A 17,726-nucleotide genomic window follows, 5' to 3' on the forward strand; every position below is an offset into this window, starting at 1 on the left:
CGCGAGCCCGGCACGATCCAAACGAGAGGCCTTGGCCCCGGCCGGGCCCGACGACAGAGCCCGGGGCCTCTGTCCTTGCCTTCGCCATGCCCTGTTCGAACCCGCATGACAGATACCTCGATGCCTGGAGGAACGTACGAATCACCCGTGCGGGCGAAGCTCCCCGATCCGACTGCGTGGACGGGAAGCCCCTGACGGCCGGGGGCCCGCGTACCCCCGGCGGCCAATCCCTGACCGCCTCCTGACCGCGGCCTGTCGGTTCCCCGACCGCGCGGAGACGGAGTTCTGAAGCAGCCCTGAACCGGAATGCCTTGTCCCGGTCCGCAGCCGCAACCGATGCTTGGAGGACAGTGCCCGCGGCGGGCGGACGAGAACGGGGACGCATGATGCTGACGACGACTGCACACCCTGCGCGGGAGGCATTCGCGTCCGGCGGCCTGTCACCGGGGGTCCGCAGGATCACCCTCGACGCGGCCGGGATTCCGTTGTCCGCACTGCTGAGCGAACCCACTGACGGACGTCCGCCGCGCGCGACCGTCGTCGCCCTGCACGGCGGCGGAATGGGCGCCGGGTACTTCGACGGACAGGCGCATCCGGACGTCTCCCTGCTGACGCTCGGCGCCCGCCTGGGCTGCGCGGTGCTCGCGCTCGACCGGCCCGGGTACGGCGCATCGGCGCCGTACCTGCCTGCCGGCCAGCGTCTCCTGGAACAGGCGGCGACGGTCCGCGCGGCGCTCGCCGACGCGCAGGCCCGCCATGTGCCGTCCGGTCCGCTGCTCCTGCTCGCCCACTCCTTCGGCGGCAAGCTCGCCCTCGCCCTCGCCGCGGACGCCCCGCCCGACACCTACCTCGGCCTGGACATCTCCGGCTGCGGACACCGGCCGGCCGTCTCGGCGGCGCTCCTGGACCGCGGGGCACGCACCGGCATGCGCCGGCTCAACTGGGGACCCCTGAGCCTCTATCCGGACAGAACCTTCAGCGAGATCGGGGCAGTCGTCGCACCGATGCCGGAGCAGGAGATCGAATCGGCGCAGGAGTGGGGCACGCTGTCCCGCCGCCTGCTGCCGCGCGTGCGGGTGCCCGTGCGCTTCACCTTCGCCGAGCACGAGGCCTGGTGGCGCCAGAGCGACGCGGACCTCACCGACCTGGCCGAGCAGTTCTCGGCAGCGCCCCGGGTCCTCGTCGACCGGCTCTCGGCGGCCGGGCACAACATCAGCCTGGGCTGCGCCGCCAGGGCGTACCACCTGCGTGCCCTGGCCTTTCTCGACGAGTGCCTCGACGCGGGCGCGCGGTCCGCCCCACGGTGACCGCCGACGCCCGGACCCGCCCCTTCCGGGCCCTGGGGATCCGCAACTTCCGGCAGTTCGCGGCGGGCCAGGTGGTGTCGGTGGCGGGCACCTGGATGATGGTCGTCGCCCAGGACTGGCTCGTCCTGGAACTGACCGGGGACTCGGCGACCGCCCTCGGCACCGTCACCGCCCTTCAGTTCACCCCGATGCTGCTCTTCACGCTCCACGGCGGAAGGCTGGCCGACCGGTACGACAAGCGGACACTGCTGCTGGCCGCCAACCTCCTGTCCGGCCTGCTCGCTCTCCTCCTGGCGGCGTTCGTCCTCACCGGCACGGCCGGACTGACGGACGTCCATGTCTTCGCGTTCTGCCTCGGCCTGGTCAACGCCGTCGAGGTTCCCACCCGGATGGCGTTCGTCGGCGAGCTGGTGCCTCCCGAACTGCTGCCCAACGCGTCGGCCCTGAGCGCCGCGTACTTCAACGTCGCCCGTGTCGCGGGCCCCGCCGCGGCGGGCCTGCTCCTCACCGTCCTCGGGACCGGCTGGGTCATGTCGGTCAACGCGCTCAGCTATCTCGCGACCGTCGTCGCACTGCGCCGGATCCGCCCCGGCGAGCTCTACCGCACAGCCCGTGCGGCGGGCCGTACCCGCGTCACCGACGGACTGCGGTACGTGCGCGGGCGCCCCGATCTCATGATCCCGTTCGCCCTGGTCGCCGGAGTCGGCCTGTTCGGTCTCAACTTCCAGCTCACGCTGCCGCTGCTCGCCAAGACCGTGTTCCACGCGGACGCCTCGTCCTTCGGCCTGCTCACCACCGTCTTCGCCGCGGGCTCGCTCTTCGCCGCGTTCCTCACCACGGCCCGCACCGCGCGGCCCTCCGCCCGGCTGGTCACCGTGTCGGCGCTCGTCTTCGGGGTGATGGAGGCCGCGGTCGGGTGGGCGACGGGCTATCCGGCCGTCGCGGTCCTGCTCTTCCTCACCGGCGGCGCCTCCGTCTACTTCGCCCAGGCCGCCAACCACCGCATCCAGCTCGGCAGCGACCCTCTCTACCGGGGCCGGGTCCTTGCCCTGTACACCCTCATCCTTCAGGGCTCCACCCCACTCGGCGCTCTGCTGGTGGGGTACGTCGCCGAGGCCAGGGGCGCTCGGAGCGCGTTCGTCGTCGGCGGGCTCGCCTCGCTCGGCACCGGTCTCGCCGCCCTCTGCCTGCGTGCGGGCCGCAGCGGGCCCGGGCCCGCCGGGGACGGACCGGGGAAGGGCGGGCCCGCCGCCGAAGACGTGCGGACCGGGAACGGGCGGCCGTGAACGCTCCGCCGCACGTCCTGCTCCGGCCCCTGTCACCGCCCGCGCCGGGCGAACCCTCCGCACCCCGGCCCGCAGCTGCCCGGACGACGGGGAACGGGGGCCGCCGTCTTCGCCGGTCTCCCGGGTGAGCGACGGCCACCGCCGCCCGGCACCTCGCACCCCCGAGGCCGTACCCGTCCCGCTACGCTCCGGCTGCCGCACCGGCACGACGTGAACCGGCGACCGAGGCGAGGAGCTCGCGGGTGTACGGATGGGCGGGCTCCGCGAACACCCGCGCCACCGGGCCGGACTCGACGAGCCGGCCGCCCCGCATCACCCCGACGCGGTGGGCGACACCCCGCACCACGGCAAGGTCGTGCGAGATGAACAAACAGCTCAGCCCCGAATCGTCCTGGAGCTCGGTGAGCAGATCCAGGATGCGCGCCTGCACCGACACGTCGAGCGCGGACACCGGCTCGTCGCACACCACCAGATCGGGGCGCAGTGCCAGCGCCCGGGCGATCGCGACCCGCTGCCGCTGCCCGCCCGACAACTCGTGCGGGCGCCGCCGGAGCGCGCCGGCCGGGAGCCGCACCCGGTCCAGGAGAGCCACCGCTTCCCGGGTGCGCCCGGTCCGGCTGCCCACCCGGTGGGCACGCAGGGGCTCCGTGACGATGTCCCCCACCGTCAGGCGCGGGTCGAGAGAGGCGTAGGGGCTCTGATAGACGATCTGCATGCGGCGCCGCAGCCGGCGCAGCGCCTCTCCGCGCAGCCCGGTGATGTCCTCGCCGTCGAAGTGGATCGTGCCGGAGGTCGGATCGGCGAGGCGGACCAGCAGCCGGGCGGTGGTCGACTTGCCCGATCCCGACTCCCCGACCAGGGCGAAGGTCTCCCCGCGCCCGATCCGCAGGTCCACGTCGTCGACTGCCCGGAAGGGCGCAGCCCCGCGACCGCCCCGGGGGAACTCCTTCACCAGCCCCCGGGCCACGACCAGATCCCTGGTGAGCTCCGTCCGCCGGACCGGCGGGGTCCTCTCCCGTACCGACACCAGGCTCGGCGCGGACCGCAACAGCTCGCGGGTGACCGTGTGCCCGGGGTCGCCCAGAACCTCGTCGACCGGCCCGGACTCGACGATCTCGCCGTCCGACATCACCGCCACGCGCTGCGCCCGGTCGGCGGCGACACCCAGATCGTGGGTGATGAGCAGGACCGCCGTTCCGGTGCGGGCGACGAGTTCGTCCAGGTGGTCGAGGAGAGCCCGCTGCACGGTGACGTCGAGCGCGCTGGTCGGCTCGTCGGCGATCAGCAGCTTGGGCCGGGCGGCGAGGGCGATCGCGATGAGTGCCCGCTGCCGCATTCCGCCGGAGAGCTCGTGCGGGTACTGCCGGGCCCGCAGCTCCGGTTCCGGCAGGCCCGCCTCGGCGAGCAGCTCGACGGCCCGCTGCGCGGCCTGGCGCCGGCCGGCCACCAGCTTGTGGATCAGGAGGACTTCGCCGACCTGCGGGCCGATGCGGCGGACCGGGTTCAGCGAGACCATGGGGTCCTGCGGGACGAACCCGATGTCCCGGCCGCGGTGGCGGCGCATCACCGTCTCGCCGGCCGTGGCGAGATCGGTCGCGCCGAAGAGGATCCGGCCCGCCGTGAGGGCCGCGCCGGGCGGCAGCAGGCCCACGACGGCGTGGGCCGTCGTGGACTTGCCCGACCCCGAGGCGCCCACCAGCGCGACGACCTCACCGGGTGCGACGGCCAGGGAGACCCCGCGCACCGCGTCCACCCGGGCGGTGCCCGAGCGGTAGGAGATCCGCAGGTCCTCGATGCCGAGCAGGGCGGGGGGCGCCCCGGCCGGCCCGGCTCCTTCGGGCTCCGGCGTGGGCCGGTCCGCCGGCCCGTCCGGCGGTGTCAGGGGTTTCGTCATGGGGTGCTCTCCTTCGCCTCGCCGTCGAGGGCGCGTGCGATGCGATTGGCGGCCAGGACCGTTGCCGCCAGGGCGAGTCCGGGCAGCGTGGTCAGCCACCAGGCGGTGGCGAGGTAGTCGCGGCCACCGGCGACCAGCGACCCCCACTCGGGGGCGGGCGGCCGTGCCCCGTAGCCGAGGAACGACAACGAGGACACCTGGAGCACGACCGCGCCGAAGTCCACCGCCGCGTACACGAGGACGGGCCCGGCCGCGTTCGGCAGCACATGCCGCAGCAGCACCCCGTACCACCGTGTGCCACTGGCCCGGGCGGCCTCCACGTACGTACTGCGGGCGACCCGCAGTACCTCGGCCCGCATGATCCGGGCGAACATGGCCACGCTCGTCACCCCGACGGCCACGGCGACCTCGACCGTCCCGAACCCGAGTGCGGTCACCAGGGCGAGCGAGAGCAGCAGTCCGGGCACGGCGAGCAGCACGTCGGTGAGCCGCATCAGCACACTGTCGACCCACCCGCCGGCCGCACCGGACACCAGCCCGACCAGCGACCCCGCCACCAGGCCCACGAGGACGGCGAGCGCCGTCGCCCGCAGGGTGAGGGCGCTGCCGTGCACCAGCCGGGTGAACAGATCGCGGCCGAGCTGGTCGGTGCCCAGGAGGTGCTGCCCGCTCGGCGGCTGGAGCCGGTCGCCGGGAACTCCGGTCAGCGGATCCCCGCCCGCCAGCGCGGCCGGGTGCAGCGCGGCGAGCAGGACCAGGGCGATGAACAGGACGGACAGGACGAGACCGGGCCGGGCGAGCCAGAACCTGACGGCCCTGTGCAGCCGCGCGGTCCGCTCCGGGATCCCGCCGGCCGGGAACGTGCCGAGCGCGGTCACGAGGTCACCGCCGTCGGGCCCGTCGTCGCGATCCGGGGATCGAGCACCGGGTGCAGCAGGTCCACGGCCAGGTTGGCCAGGACGAACGCACACGCCCCGAACACCACGAGCCCCTGGACGACGGGAATGTCCTGCGACGTCACGGCGGTCGCCGTCAGCCGGCCGATCCCGTTGCGGGAGAAGACCGTCTCCACCACCACGGACCCCGCCAGCACATGGCCGACCAGGAGCCCGGCGACGGTCAGGGGAGCGAGTGCGGCGTTGCGGGCCGCATGGGCGAAGTGGACCCGGAGCCGGCTCGCCCCCTTCGCGGCCGCCGTCTCGATGTACGGCTCGGCGAGCGCGGTGCGCAGGCTCTTCGCGAAGACCTGGGCGACCAGCGCCGCTGCCGGCAGTGACAAGGTCACCGCCGGCAGCACCAGCGAGGCGGGGCCCTCGTCACCGAAGGCCGGCACCAGGCCCCAGCGGAAGGAGACGAGCTGGATGAGCACGAGGCCGACCCAGAAGGTGGGGGCGGCCACCCCCGCCGACGGGAGCGACAGCAGCAACTGCCGCAGCCACCGCCGGCGGGTGTACGTGCCGGACAGGGCGACCCCGGCCCCCAGCGGCAGGGCCAGGGCCAGCGTCGCCGTCGTGAGCTCCAGCGTCGCCGGCCAGGCGTCCGCGATCATGCGGGAGACGGGTTCACCGCTGTGGACGGAGGCGCCGAAGTCCCCGCGCAGGGCGTGGCCGAGCCGCGTGGCGTACTGCTCCGCCACCGGCCGGTCGAGTCCGTACCGGCTCCGCAGCGCCGCCAGTTGCTCCGGGGCCACGGACGTACTGTCGCCTCCACCGGCCGCCATCACGGTCACCGGGTCGCCGGGCAACAGGTAGAGCACCGCGAACGACAGGGTGTACGCGGCCCACAGGACGAACACGGCCTGTGCGAGGCGGCGTGCGACATAGGTGGCCATGGTCAGGACAGCCACGCATCGTGGAACTGCGGGTAGGACGTCGAGTCCAGGGTCAGACCGTGCACCTTCTTACTGATGCCGTACACGCTCGCCATCTCGAACACCGGTATCTGGTAGCCCTGTTCGAGCACGCGGCGCTGAGCCGTGGCGACCAGCTCGGCCCGCTTGTCCGGGTCGCTCGCGGCGGCCTGCGCGTCCAGTGTGCGTTCCAGTTCCGGGTCGGTGATGCGGCCGAGGTTGAGCAGCTTGCCGGAGAACGCGGTGCGCAGGACGTCCGGGTCGTTGCGGGTGCCGTTGCCCCAGGCGAGGTCGTAGTCACCGGCGCTGCGCGCCTGTTGGTAGTCGGGCAGGGAGAGCAGCGTGAGGTCGAGGCCGATGCCGCTCTTGCGCAGCTGCTGCTGGATCAGTTCCAGCACGGTCTGGTTGGGGCCGAAGTTGGCGCCCAGGATGACCTTCAGCCTGAGCTTCTTGCCGTTCTTCACCCGGATGCCGTCCGGACCGGGCAGCCAGCCCGCCGCGTCGAGTGTGCTCCTGGCCTGCGCGGGATCGTGGGCGAGCAGCTTCGAGTTGTCGGCGTACCCGCCGGTGGAGCTGGACAGGGCACTGGTCGCGGGGAGATAGCTGGGGCTGAGCACGGTCTGCACGACCTCGTCGCGGTCCACGGCCGTCCGGAGCGCACGGCGCACGGCCGGGTCCTTGGTGAGCGGCCGCGCGGTGTTGGCGCTGAGTGCGACGGGGACTCCCGGGTTGGGCCGGTCGAGCACGGCGAACTGCTGGGACGCGAGGGTGGTCTGGTCCTGCGGGGCGACACCCGCGGTGGCGTCCACCTGGCCCGAGGTCAGGCTCCCGCTGCGCACGCCCGCTTCGGGGACGACCTTGAAGGTGAGCTTGTCCAGATAGGCGGACCCGGGGCGCTTCCAGAGCGGGGAGCCCCAGGTGTAGCCGTTGCGCCTGGTCAGCTCCACCGAGGTGTTCGGGGTGTAGCTGTCCAGGGTGAACGGCCCGGAGCCGATCAGCTTGGCGGTGCAGCGCCCCTCGGCGGGGAGCTTCAGGCTCGCCGGGGAGAGGAGTCCCAGTGTCGCCGTCGAAGTCGCTTGCAGGAACTGGGCGTTGGGACCCTTGAAGGTGACCTTGGCGGTGTACGGGTCGACCACCTCGGTGCTGCGGTAGCCCTGGAGGAACCCGGAGCCCAGCATCGACTTGGCACCCAGGGCGACGACCGCGTCCAGGTTGGCCTTGACCGCCTTGGCGTCGAGCGGTGCGCCGTCGGCGAAGGTGACGTCCTCGCGCAGGGTGAAGGTGTACTGAGAGGCGTCCGGTGAGACCTCCCACGACCGTGCGATCCACGGCACGATCTGCCCCGTCTTCGGGTTCTGGTCGGTGAGCGAGTCGACGAAGGTGCGGGCGGCGTAGAGGGCGTCGCTGGTCGTGGCCTGGTGCGGATCCACGCAACCGGGATCCGAGGACAGCGCGAACCTGAGGTGACCGCCGGACCGTGGCGAGGTCTGTGCCTCGGCTTCGGACCCGGATGTTCCGGAGCAGGCGGTCGCGGTGAGCGGCAGGACGAGCGCGGCGGCGAGGGCGGCCAACGGAGTTCTCGCGAAGAGGCGCGAGGGTGCGGGACGTCTGGACATGAGGGAACGACTCCGGGTGAACGAGAGCGGAAGAGAGGAGGATCGGACCCGACCCGCGCGGGTGGCGGGGCGGCAGGGGCGGGCGGACCGTGCCCGCAGGCAACGCTGTGCACCGGTCCGGCGCAGCGCGTCGGAACCGGCCTCGTGCACGGCCGCCCCGGGCATGCCTGTGACACACGGCTGCCCGTGGGGAGCGGATGGTGGGTCGTCAGTGACCCGGACAGAGGGCGCCGGCGACGCGCTTCAGATCGATGTGCCGACGGGTCGTCAGCGGTACGCGCTCAGACACGGCCCATCCTGAAACCGACACCGCGGACGGTGATGATCCAGTCGGGCGAGCCGAGCTTCGCCCGGACCGCGCTCACATGCGTGTCGATCGTCCGGCTCGTCCGGGCGCCGGGGACATGACGTCCAGGGAACCCCCACACGCCGGCCATCAACGACGCCCGGGAGTGCACGGTGTGCGGCTCCGACGCGAGCCGGTGCAGCAGATCGAACTCCTTGAGGGTGAGATTGACCAGCCGGCCGTTGAGCCGCACCTCCCGCGTCTCCGGGTCGATGCACAGCGAACCGTGAGCGATCGCAGCCGCCCGCGAACTGCGGGCGGGCTCCGGCCGGGAGCGGCGGAGCACCGCGTCGATACGGGCGAGCAGTTCGCGGAATCCGTACGGCTTCGCCATACAGTCGTCGCATCCCGCCTGCAAGCACAGAATCCGGTCGAGTTTCATTCCGGCATCCGTGAACGCGATGACGGGAATATCACTCTTCGCCCGGACAGCCCGACAGACTTCGAGACCGTCGATGTCCGGAAGGAGGAGGTCAATCAGAAAGAGATCGAATTTCTCGTGCCTTTCCAGGGCTTCGGTTCCCGTCGCACAGATCTCCACGTCGTAACCATGACGCTTCAGCTGAGTGCTCAATCGGTTTCCGTTCGACCTGTCGGAATCAACGACCAGGACGCGCATCAATTCCCCCCGTTCCAAGGCGCAGGCACGGCACCCGAAGTGACGGCTCCCAGGCTAGACACGCACCCGCACAACTGACTGTGAGCGGGGTCACAGGGGAGGCCCGATGGGTGGGCCCGGGGCCTTCCCGCGTAGGGATTTGTACTTCCCCTGACATTTCCTTGTCAGTGAGCACGCAGTCGGACGCGGCGCCGAAGTCACTCCGCTCCTCGAACGTCAGAGATGTGTCGGGCCGACTTGACGATCGCCTGACAGCTCCTTGCGCAGGACCTTGAATTTTCTGCCTTGAAAACAAAAAGCGCGGCAGCCGAGGATGTTTCACGTCAGCAGGAATCGAACGGACCGTCAGTCGGGAGACTCCATGGATGCGTCGGTCATCATCGTCGGAGCGGGACCGGCCGGGCTCGTGCTCGCCGGTGAATTGCGTCTGGCCGGAATCGACGTCATCGTCGTCGAGCGCCTTGCCCGGCGCACCGGGGAGTCGCGCGGACTGGGTTTCACCATTCGTACGACGGAAAGCCTCGACCAGCGCGGCCTGTTGGCGCGCTTCGGGGAGGTGGAGACCAGCACACAGGGCCACTTCGGCGGAATCCCGCTCGATCTGGCCGTCCTCGGCGGCACCCACCCCGCCGCCCGGGGCGTGCCGCAGTCCGTCACGGAGACGGTCCTGGAGGGCTGGGCGCGCGAACTGGGCGCCGACATCCGGCGCGGACAGGAGTTCCTGTCGCTCCAGGACACGGGTGAGAGCGTCACCGTACGCATCAGGGACGGCGACCGGGAATCCACTCTCACCGCGCGCTACCTCGTCGCGGCGGACGGCGGACGCAGCACGGTCCGCAAGGCCGCCGGCTTCGACTTCCCCGGCACCGAGGCCACCACGGAACTGCTCCTCGCCGACATCAGGGGCGTGGACGTGAACCCCCGGGCGACCGGGCAGAGCCTCTCGGGCGGGATGGTCATGGCCGCCCCGCTCGGCGACGGCCTGCACCGCGTCATCGTCGGAGAGCGCGGTGCCCTGCCGCGCCGGCGCACCGGACCGCCCTCCTTCGAAGAGGTCGCCGACGTGTGGAAACGCCTCACCGGCAACGACATCTCGGGTGCCGAGGCGGTATGGGTGTCGGCCTTCACCGACGCCACCCGCCAGGCCTCCGAGTACCGGCGGGGCCGCGTCCTGCTCACCGGCGACGCCGCCCACATCCATCTGCCGGCCGGCGGGCAGGGCATGAACACATCCATCCAGGACTCGTTCAACCTCGGCTGGAAGCTCGCGGCCGTCCTGCACGGCACGGCACCCGCCACCCTGCTCGACACCTACCACTCCGAACGCCACCTGGTGGGAAAGCAGTTGCTGGCCAACACCCGCGCCCAGAGCCTGCTCATCCTCGGCGGCGACGACGTGCAACCGCTGCGGGACGTCCTGTCCGAACTCCTCCCGTACGGCGAGGTGGCCCGCCACCTCGCCGCCAAGGTCAGCGGGGTCGACATCCGGTACGACACCGGAACGGGCTCCCACCCGCTGCTCGGCGCACGCCTGCCCCACCTGGAGCTGACCGTCGGCGCCGCCCGCACCAGCTCCACCGCCCTGCTGCGCGCAGGCCGCGGCGTACTGCTCGACCTCACGGACAACCCCTGGCTGCGCCGCCGGGCCGCCCGCTGGCGGGACCGGATCGACCTGGTCACCGGGGCCCCGCACGGCCCCGCCCCCGAACACCTCACCCGCACCACCGCGGTCCTGCTGCGCCCGGACGGCTATGTCGCCTGGGCCGCGCCCGGCAGTCACCACGACCTGCCCACCGCACTGGACCGCTGGTTCGGACCCGCCTGACCCCCGAACGCTCTCAGAGAGGCCACCATGCACAGCAACCTCATCGTTGCCCGGATGGAACTCGGCAGCACCGACGAAGTCGCCCGTCTCTTCGCCGAGTTCGACACCACCGACATGCCGCACCGGATGGGCACCCGCCGCCGCCAGCTGTTCACGTACCGCGGGCTCTACTTCCACCTCCAGGACTTCGACGCAGAGGACGGCGGCGAGCGCATCGAGGCCGCCAAGTCGGACAGCCGGTTCATCGGCATCAGCGACGACCTCAAGCCGCACATCGCGGCCTACGACCCCGCCACCTGGCGATCACCGGCCGACGCCCTCGCGCGGCGCTTCTACCACTGGAGCGCCAAGTGACCACCACCCCGGCCGGACCGGCACGCCGCGTCGTCATCACCGGCGTGGGCGTCACCGCCCCCGGCGCCCTCGGCACCAAGGACTTCTGGCAGCTGATCTCCGACGGCCGCACCGCGACACGCCGCATCTCCCTCTTCGACCCGTCGCCGTTCCGCTCCCAGATCGCGGCGGAGGTCGACTTCGACCCCGAACTCGCCGGTCTCGGGCCGCAGGAGGTCAGGCGCATGGACCGGGCCGCCCAGTTCGCCGTGGTCACCGCCCGCGAGGCCGTCCACGACAGCGGACTCGACTTCACGGCCCTCGACCCGGTACGCACCGGAGTCACCATCGGCAGCGCCGTCGGCGCCACCACCGGCCTCGACCAGGAGTACCGCACGGTCAGCGACGGCGGCAGGCTCGACCTGGTCGACCACCGCTACGCCGTGCCGCACCTCTACAACTTCCTGGTCCCCAGCTCCTTCGCCACCGAGGTCGCCTGGGCCGTCGGGGCCGAAGGCCCGGGCACGGTCGTCTCCACCGGCTGCACCTCCGGTCTCGACGCCATCGGTCACGCCGCCGGAGTCATCAGGGACGGACTCGCCGACGTGATGGTGGCCGGTGCCACCGACGCGCCGATCTCCCCGATCACGGTGGCCTGCTTCGACGCCATCAAGGCCACCACCCCCCGCAACGACGACCCCGAACACGCCTCCCGCCCCTTCGACTCCAGCCGCAACGGATTCGTCCTCGGCGAGGGCGCCGCCGTCTTCGTCCTGGAGGAACTCGACAGCGCCCGCCGACGGGGAGCCCACATCTACGCGGAGATCGCCGGGTACGCCACCCGCTCCAACGCCTTCCACATGACCGGACTGCGGCCCGACGGCAAGGAGATGGCCGAGGCGATCACAGTGGCCCTGGACGAGGCGCGGCTGGACGCCGAGGACATCGACTACATCAACGCCCACGGTTCCGGTACCAAGCAGAACGACCGCCACGAGACCGCGGCGTTCAAGCGGAGTCTGGGCGACCACGCCTACCGGACCCCGGTCTCCTCGATCAAGTCGATGGTCGGCCACTCGCTCGGCGCCATCGGATCCATCGAGGTCGCCGCATCCGTGCTCGCCATGGAGCACCACGTGGTCCCTCCCACGGCCAACCTCCACAACCCCGACCCCGAGTGCGACCTCGACTACGTGCCCCTGACCGCCCGCGACCGGCACACCGACGCGGTGCTGTCCGTCGGCAGCGGCTTCGGCGGGTTCCAGAGCGCCGTCGTCCTCGCCCGCCCCGATCGGAGCACCCGATGAGCGCAGAGACGGTGGTCACCGGAATCGGCGTGGCCGCCCCCAACGGCCTCGGCCTGGAGACCTACTGGCAGGCCACCCTCGCCGGCCGGCGGGCCATAGGCCCGCTGACCCGTTTCGACCCCACCTCCTACCCCTCCCGGCTGGCCGGCGAGATCACCGGGTTCGACGCCGGTGAACTCCTGCCGGGCCGGCTCCTGCCACAGACCGACCGCATGACGCGGCTGTCGCTCGTCGGCGCCGACTGGGCCCTGGCGGACGCGGACGTCAGCCCCGGGGAACTGCCCGACTACGACGTCGGCGTGATCACCGCCGGACACTCCGGCGGCTTCGAGTTCGGCCAGAACGAGCTCAAGGCGCTGTGGAGCAAGGGCGGCCCCTACGTCTCCGCGTACCAGTCCTTCGCCTGGTTCTACGCGGTCAACAGCGGACAGATCTCCATCCGCACCGGGGCCCGTGGGCCGAGCAGCGTCGTCGTCAGCGACCAGGCCGGCGGGCTCGACGCCCTCGCCCAGGCGCGCCGCCAGGTCCGCAGGGGAACGCCCGTCGTCGTCGCCGGCGCCGTGGACGCCTCCCTCTGCTCCTGGGGATGGGTGGCGCAGATCGCCGGCGGCCGGCTCACCACGTCCGACGACCCCGAGCGTGCCTACCTCCCCTTCGACACCGACGCCTCCGGACACGTACCGGGGGAGGGAGGGGCCCTCCTCGTCGTCGAGGACGCCGAGCACGCCCGCCGCCGAGACGCCCCCCGGGTGTACGGCGTGATCGCAGGTCACGCCTCCACGATGGACCCGCGGCCCGGCAGCGGGCGCGCCCCGGGGCTCCAGCGGGCGATCGAACTGGCCCTGGCCGACGCCGGAACCGAGCCGGCCGACGTCGACGTCGTGTTCGCCGACGCCGCCGCCGTACCGGAACTCGACCGGGCGGAGGCCGAGGCGCTCAGCAAGGTCTTCGGACCGCGCGGGGTGCCGGTCACAGCGCCCAAGACCATGACCGGGCGCCTGTACTCCGGCGCGGCGCCACTCGATGTCGCCGCCGCCCTGCTCTCCCTGCGTGACGGCGTCATCCCGCCGACCGTCGGCTCCACCCTCGCCGAGGGGTACGAGATCGACCTCGTGGGTGCCCGGCCCCGCCCCGCCCCACTGCGCACCGCGCTGGTACTCGCCCGCGGCCAGGGCGGCTTCAACTCCGCCCTCGTCGTGCGCGCCGCCGCCGGACAGGGATGACACACCCGCGAACCCGCACCGGCCGTCACCAGCACCCCCGCCCCACCACCGTCCGCAACGTGTCCACGCCACGGAAGGCTCCGCCATGTCCTCGCCCGACACCCACACCGTCTTCGCCATCGACGACCTGCGCCGCATCCTCCGGGAGGCCGCCGGAACCGCCGAGGGGGTCGACCTCGACGCCGACATCCTCGACACCACCTTCAACTCCCTCGGCTACGAGTCGCTCGCCCTGCTGGAGACGGGCGGCCGCATCGAGCGCGAGTACGGCATCGCACTCGACGACGACACCCTGTCCGACGCCGACACGCCCAGGGCGCTGATCGACGTGGTCAACGACCAGCTGACCGCCGCCCGCACCGTCTGAGGAGCCCTCATGTCCCAGCACAACGGACCCGTCGCCCTCGTCACCGGCGCCACCAGCGGCATCGGCCTCGCCGTCGCCCGGCTGCTCGCCGGACAGGGACACCGGGTCTTCGTCGGAGCCCGCAACGACGACAACGTCACCGCCACCGTCAAGGAGCTGCGGGCCGAGGGCCTGGAGGTCGACGGCACCACCCTCGACGTCCGGTCCGCCGACGACGTCCGCGCGTTCGTCCGGGCCGCCGTGGACCGCTACGGCACGGTCGACGTCCTCGTCAACAACGCCGGCCGCAGCGGGGGAGGGGTCACCGCGGACATCGCGGACGACCTCTGGGACGACGTCATCGACACCAACCTCAACAGTGTCTTCCGCGTCACCCGGGAGGTCCTGAACGCCGGGGGCCTGCGGGACAAGGACCGCGGCCGGATCATCAACATCGCCTCCACCGCGGGCAAGCAGGGCGTCGTCCTCGGCGCCCCGTACTCGGCCTCCAAGCACGGCGTCGTCGGCTTCACCAAGGCCCTCGGCAACGAACTGGCCCCCACCGGGATCACCGTCAACGCCGTCTGCCCCGGCTACGTGGAGACGCCGATGGCCCAGCGCGTACGGGAGGGCTACGCGGCCGCCTACGCCACCACCGAGGAAGCGGTCCTGGAGAAGTTCACCGCCAAGATCCCGCTCGGCCGCTACTCCACCCCCGAGGAGGTCGCCGGTCTCGTCGGATACCTCGCATCGGACACCGCCGCCTCCATCACCGCGCAGGCCCTCAACGTGTGCGGCGGCCTCGGCAACTTCTGACAACCCGTCAATCGAGTTCACTGACAGGAGAGTTCAATCATGACGACCCGCGAGGTCGAGCACGAGATCACCGTCCGGGCCGCCGCTTCGGACGTCTACCGCCTGCTCGCCGAGGTCGAGAACTGGCCGCGGCTCTTCCCGCCCTCCGTGTACGTCGAGCAGCTGGACGCCGAAGGCGACCGGGAGCGCATCAGGATCTGGGCCACGGCCAACGGCGAGGCCAAGAGCTGGACCTCCATCCGCATCCTGGACCCCGAGAAGCTGCGGATCCGCTTCTGGCAGGAGATACCCGCCCACCCCGTCGCCGAGATGACCGGGACCTGGATCATCGAGCCTCTCGGCGAGGGGGAGACCAGGGTCCGCCTCCTCCACGAGTACCGGGCCGTCGACGACGACCCGGAGAAGCTGACCTGGATCGACGAGGCCGTCGACCGCAACAGCCGGGCCGAGCTGCCCGGCCTCAGGGCGAACCTCGAACTCGGCACCACCGACGCCGAACTGGCCCTCTCCTTCGAGGACTCCGTACGCATCGAAGGCTCCGCCAAGGACGTCTACGACTTCCTCAACGAGGCCACGCACTGGTCCGAGCGGCTCCCGCACGTCGCCGGTGTCCGGCTCACGGAGGACACCCCGGGTCTCCAGGTCCTGCGCCTGGACACCCGCACCAAGGACGGATCGACGCACACCACCGAATCCGTCCGGGTCTGCTTCCCCCACCACAGGATCGCCTACAAGCAGACCACTCTGCCCGGACTGCTCACCCTGCACACCGGCTACTGGCAGATCGACGAGGACGCCGACGGAGTCACCACCGCCACCTCCCAGCACACCGTCGTCCTGGACCCGGAGAAGATCACCGGGATCCTCGGCGGCGAAGCCGGGGTTCCCGAGGCCCGTGCCTACATCCGCGACGCACTCGGCGGCAACAGCCGCGCCACCCTGGGCCACGCCAGGCAGTACGCGGAAGCCCGGCGTTGACCGGGCCGGGGACCGGGGCCCCGGCGGCCGACGTGATCATCGTCGGGGCGGGTCCCGTCGGGCTGCTGCTCGCCGGTGAACTGCGCCTCGGCGGAGCACGGGTGACCGTGCTGGAGCAACTCGTCGAACCCACCACGGAATCCCGGGCATCCACCCTGCACGCCCGCACCCTGGAGATCCTCGAGGACCGCGGCGTGCTGCGACGCCTGGGCGCCCTGCCCGCAGGCGGACCGGGCCACTTCGGCGGGCTCCGCCTCGACCTCGGCGACGCGGAGCCCGGCCACCCGCACGCCGGACAGTGGAAGTACCCCCAGGCCCGGCTGGAGGCCGTCCTGACGCAATGGGCCACCGGCCTCGGCGCCCGGGTCCTGCGCGGACACCGCGTCACGGGTCTCACGCCCCGCCCCTACCGGGTGGACGTCGAGCACACCGGCACGGACGGCACCACCCACCACTCCGCGGCCGCCTTCGTCGTCGGCTGCGACGGCGAACGCAGCACGGTCCGGCGCCTCGGCGGCTTCGAATTCGCCGGCGAGGACGGAACGCTGGAAATGCTGCGTGCCGACGTGTCCGGCCTCGACGTACCCGACCGGCGCTTCGAGCGGCACCCGCACGGGCTGGCCACCGCGCACCGCTGGCCCGACGGCTCCACCCGGGTGATGGTCCACCTCTTCGGTACGCCCCCCGGCCGGCGCACCGGACCGCCCTCCTTCGCGGAGACCGCCGCCACCTGGGCGAAGGTCACCGGCGAGGACATAGCCCACGGCACACCGCTGTGGCTGAACTCCTTCGACAACACCAGCCGCCAGGCCACCGCGTACCGGCGCGGCAGGGTCCTGCTCGCCGGGGACGCCGCCCACGTCCAGATGCCGGTGGGCGGCCAGGCACTCAACCTGGGCCTCCACGACGCGGCCGCCCTCGGACCACGCCTCGCCGCCCGCGTCACCGGCCGTGCCGACGACGCCGAACTCGACGCGTACCACCGCGAACGCCACCCCGTCACCGCCCGCGCCCTCACCGGAATCCGGGCCCAGGCACGGCTGCTGCTCGGCGGCCCCGAGGTCGACGGAGTGCGCGAGGTATTCGCCGAACTCCTGCACCTGGGCACCGTCCGCCGCCATCTCGCCCGCGTCGTCACCGGACTCGACGCACCTCGACCACCCGCATCCACAGGGAGCTGACCATGAGCAACAGGCTCGAAGGCAAGACCGCACTCGTCACCGGGTCCAGCCGGGGCATCGGACGCGCCATCGCGATCCGGCTCGCCCGCGAGGGCGCCCTCGTCGCCGTCCACTACGCGAACGACGAGAAGTCCGCCGACGCGACGCTGGAGACCATCGAGCAGGAGGGCGGCCACGGCTTCACCGTCCGCGCCGAGCTCGGCGTCCCCGGCGACGTCCACGAGCTCTTCCTCGGCCTGGAACGCGGGCTGAAGGAACGCACCGGCGAGACCACCCTCGACATCCTCGTCAACAACGCGGGCGAGACCACCCAGAACGGCATCGCCCCCGAGGACGTCACCCCCGAGCAGTTCGACCGCTTCTTCGCCGTCAACGCCAGGGCCCCCTACTTCCTGATCCAGCGCGCCCTGCCGTCCATTCCCGAAGGAGGCAGGGTCGTCAACATCTCGTCCGGCCTGACCAGGGTCGCCAACCCCGGGCAGGTGGCGTACGCCATGACCAAGGGCGCCATCGAACAGCTCACCCTCCACCTGGCCCGGCAGCTCGCCCCCCGCGGCATCACCATCAACAGCGTCGCACCCGGGATCACCGACAACGGGAGCCCCGTCTTCGACATCCCCGAAGCGGTGACGGAGATGGCCAAGCTGTCCGCCTTCCAGCGCGTGGGGGAGGCCGGGGACGTCGCCGACGTCGTCACCTTCCTCGCCACCGACGAAGCCCGCTGGATCACCGGCTCCTTCGTCGACGCCACCGGCGGCACCCTCCTCGGCTGAGCCCGTCCGCACCGCCCGGAACGGGCC

The 17,726-nt window shown here is 72.1% G+C and carries 17 protein-coding genes; 11 read left to right on the forward strand and 6 right to left on the reverse strand.

Annotated elements, in window-relative coordinates; genetic code table 11:
* Nucleotides 1–383: 383 nt before the first annotated feature.
* A complete protein-coding gene (locus ABT025_RS27030; RefSeq protein WP_350999634.1) occupies nt 384–1,307 on the forward strand; it encodes an alpha/beta hydrolase in 924 nt (307 codons plus the stop codon).
* Entirely contained in the window at nt 1,304–2,593 is a 1,290-nt protein-coding gene (locus tag ABT025_RS27035; protein WP_350999636.1) for an MFS transporter, read from the forward strand. The genes ABT025_RS27030 and ABT025_RS27035 overlap by 4 nt, the downstream gene beginning before the upstream one ends.
* Nucleotides 2,594–2,774: 181 nt before the next feature.
* Here ABT025_RS27035 and ABT025_RS27040 read toward each other — a convergent pair whose 3' ends face one another.
* From ABT025_RS27040 to ABT025_RS27065, 6 genes are all read right to left on the reverse strand, one after another.
* A complete protein-coding gene (locus ABT025_RS27040) occupies nt 2,775–4,487 on the reverse strand; it encodes a dipeptide ABC transporter ATP-binding protein (protein WP_350999639.1) in 1,713 nt (570 codons plus the stop codon).
* Complete coding sequence (locus ABT025_RS27045) at nt 4,484–5,365, reverse strand: ABC transporter permease (protein ID WP_350999642.1); 882 nt, start codon at nt 5,363–5,365, stop codon at nt 4,484–4,486. The genes ABT025_RS27040 and ABT025_RS27045 overlap by 4 nt, the downstream gene beginning before the upstream one ends.
* Nucleotides 5,362–6,318 carry an ABC transporter permease gene (locus ABT025_RS27050; protein WP_350999753.1) on the reverse strand — a complete coding sequence of 319 codons (957 nt, stop codon included), beginning with the start codon at nt 6,316–6,318 and terminating at the stop codon, nt 5,362–5,364. The genes ABT025_RS27045 and ABT025_RS27050 overlap by 4 nt, the downstream gene beginning before the upstream one ends.
* Nucleotides 6,319–6,320: 2 nt before the next feature.
* Entirely contained in the window at nt 6,321–7,952 is a 1,632-nt protein-coding gene (locus ABT025_RS27055) for an ABC transporter substrate-binding protein (protein ID WP_350999645.1), read from the reverse strand.
* Nucleotides 7,953–8,160: 208 nt separating this feature from the next.
* Nucleotides 8,161–8,262 (reverse strand): putative leader peptide, encoded by a 102-nt coding sequence (locus ABT025_RS27060; protein ID WP_350999648.1) that lies wholly within the window; start codon nt 8,260–8,262, stop codon nt 8,161–8,163.
* On the reverse strand, nt 8,234–8,917 hold the full coding sequence (locus ABT025_RS27065; protein ID WP_350999651.1) for a response regulator transcription factor: 684 nt from the start codon (nt 8,915–8,917) through the stop codon (nt 8,234–8,236). The genes ABT025_RS27060 and ABT025_RS27065 overlap by 29 nt, the downstream gene beginning before the upstream one ends.
* Nucleotides 8,918–9,278: 361 nt before the next feature.
* Between ABT025_RS27065 and ABT025_RS27070 the strand changes: the two genes are divergently transcribed.
* The 9 genes from ABT025_RS27070 to ABT025_RS27110 all read left to right on the forward strand — a co-directional run bounded on the left by ABT025_RS27070 (nt 9,279) and on the right by ABT025_RS27110 (nt 17,699).
* Entirely contained in the window at nt 9,279–10,742 is a 1,464-nt protein-coding gene (locus tag ABT025_RS27070; protein WP_350999654.1) for an FAD-dependent monooxygenase, read from the forward strand.
* A gap of 27 nt (nt 10,743–10,769) precedes the next feature.
* Nucleotides 10,770–11,096: a TcmI family type II polyketide cyclase gene (locus ABT025_RS27075; protein ID WP_350999657.1), complete on the forward strand. Its 327-nt coding sequence runs from the start codon at nt 10,770–10,772 to the stop codon at nt 11,094–11,096.
* Nucleotides 11,093–12,382 carry a beta-ketoacyl-[acyl-carrier-protein] synthase family protein gene (locus ABT025_RS27080; RefSeq protein WP_350999659.1) on the forward strand — a complete coding sequence of 430 codons (1,290 nt, stop codon included), beginning with the start codon at nt 11,093–11,095 and terminating at the stop codon, nt 12,380–12,382. Before ABT025_RS27075 ends, ABT025_RS27080 begins: the two co-directional genes overlap by 4 nt.
* Nucleotides 12,379–13,605, forward strand: coding sequence for a ketosynthase chain-length factor (locus ABT025_RS27085; protein ID WP_350999661.1), 1,227 nt, complete (start codon nt 12,379–12,381; stop codon nt 13,603–13,605). Before ABT025_RS27080 ends, ABT025_RS27085 begins: the two co-directional genes overlap by 4 nt.
* An 85-nt stretch (nt 13,606–13,690) precedes the next feature.
* Complete coding sequence (locus ABT025_RS27090) at nt 13,691–13,972, forward strand: acyl carrier protein (RefSeq protein WP_350999662.1); 282 nt, start codon at nt 13,691–13,693, stop codon at nt 13,970–13,972.
* Nucleotides 13,973–13,981: 9 nt separating this feature from the next.
* Nucleotides 13,982–14,767: a 3-oxoacyl-ACP reductase FabG gene (gene fabG / locus ABT025_RS27095; protein WP_350999665.1), complete on the forward strand. Its 786-nt coding sequence runs from the start codon at nt 13,982–13,984 to the stop codon at nt 14,765–14,767.
* 39 nt (nt 14,768–14,806) lie between these two features.
* Nucleotides 14,807–15,745 carry an aromatase/cyclase gene (locus ABT025_RS27100; protein WP_350999668.1) on the forward strand — a complete coding sequence of 313 codons (939 nt, stop codon included), beginning with the start codon at nt 14,807–14,809 and terminating at the stop codon, nt 15,743–15,745.
* Complete coding sequence (locus tag ABT025_RS27105) at nt 15,742–16,926, forward strand: FAD-dependent monooxygenase (RefSeq protein ID WP_350999671.1); 1,185 nt, start codon at nt 15,742–15,744, stop codon at nt 16,924–16,926. Before ABT025_RS27100 ends, ABT025_RS27105 begins: the two co-directional genes overlap by 4 nt.
* A gap of 2 nt (nt 16,927–16,928) precedes the next feature.
* Nucleotides 16,929–17,699 carry an SDR family NAD(P)-dependent oxidoreductase gene (locus ABT025_RS27110; RefSeq protein ID WP_350999673.1) on the forward strand — a complete coding sequence of 257 codons (771 nt, stop codon included), beginning with the start codon at nt 16,929–16,931 and terminating at the stop codon, nt 17,697–17,699.
* Nucleotides 17,700–17,726 lie beyond the last annotated feature (27 nt).

The organism is Streptomyces sp. NPDC002809 (genome assembly GCF_040295435.1).
Lineage (GTDB): Bacteria > Actinomycetota > Actinomycetes > Streptomycetales > Streptomycetaceae > Streptomyces.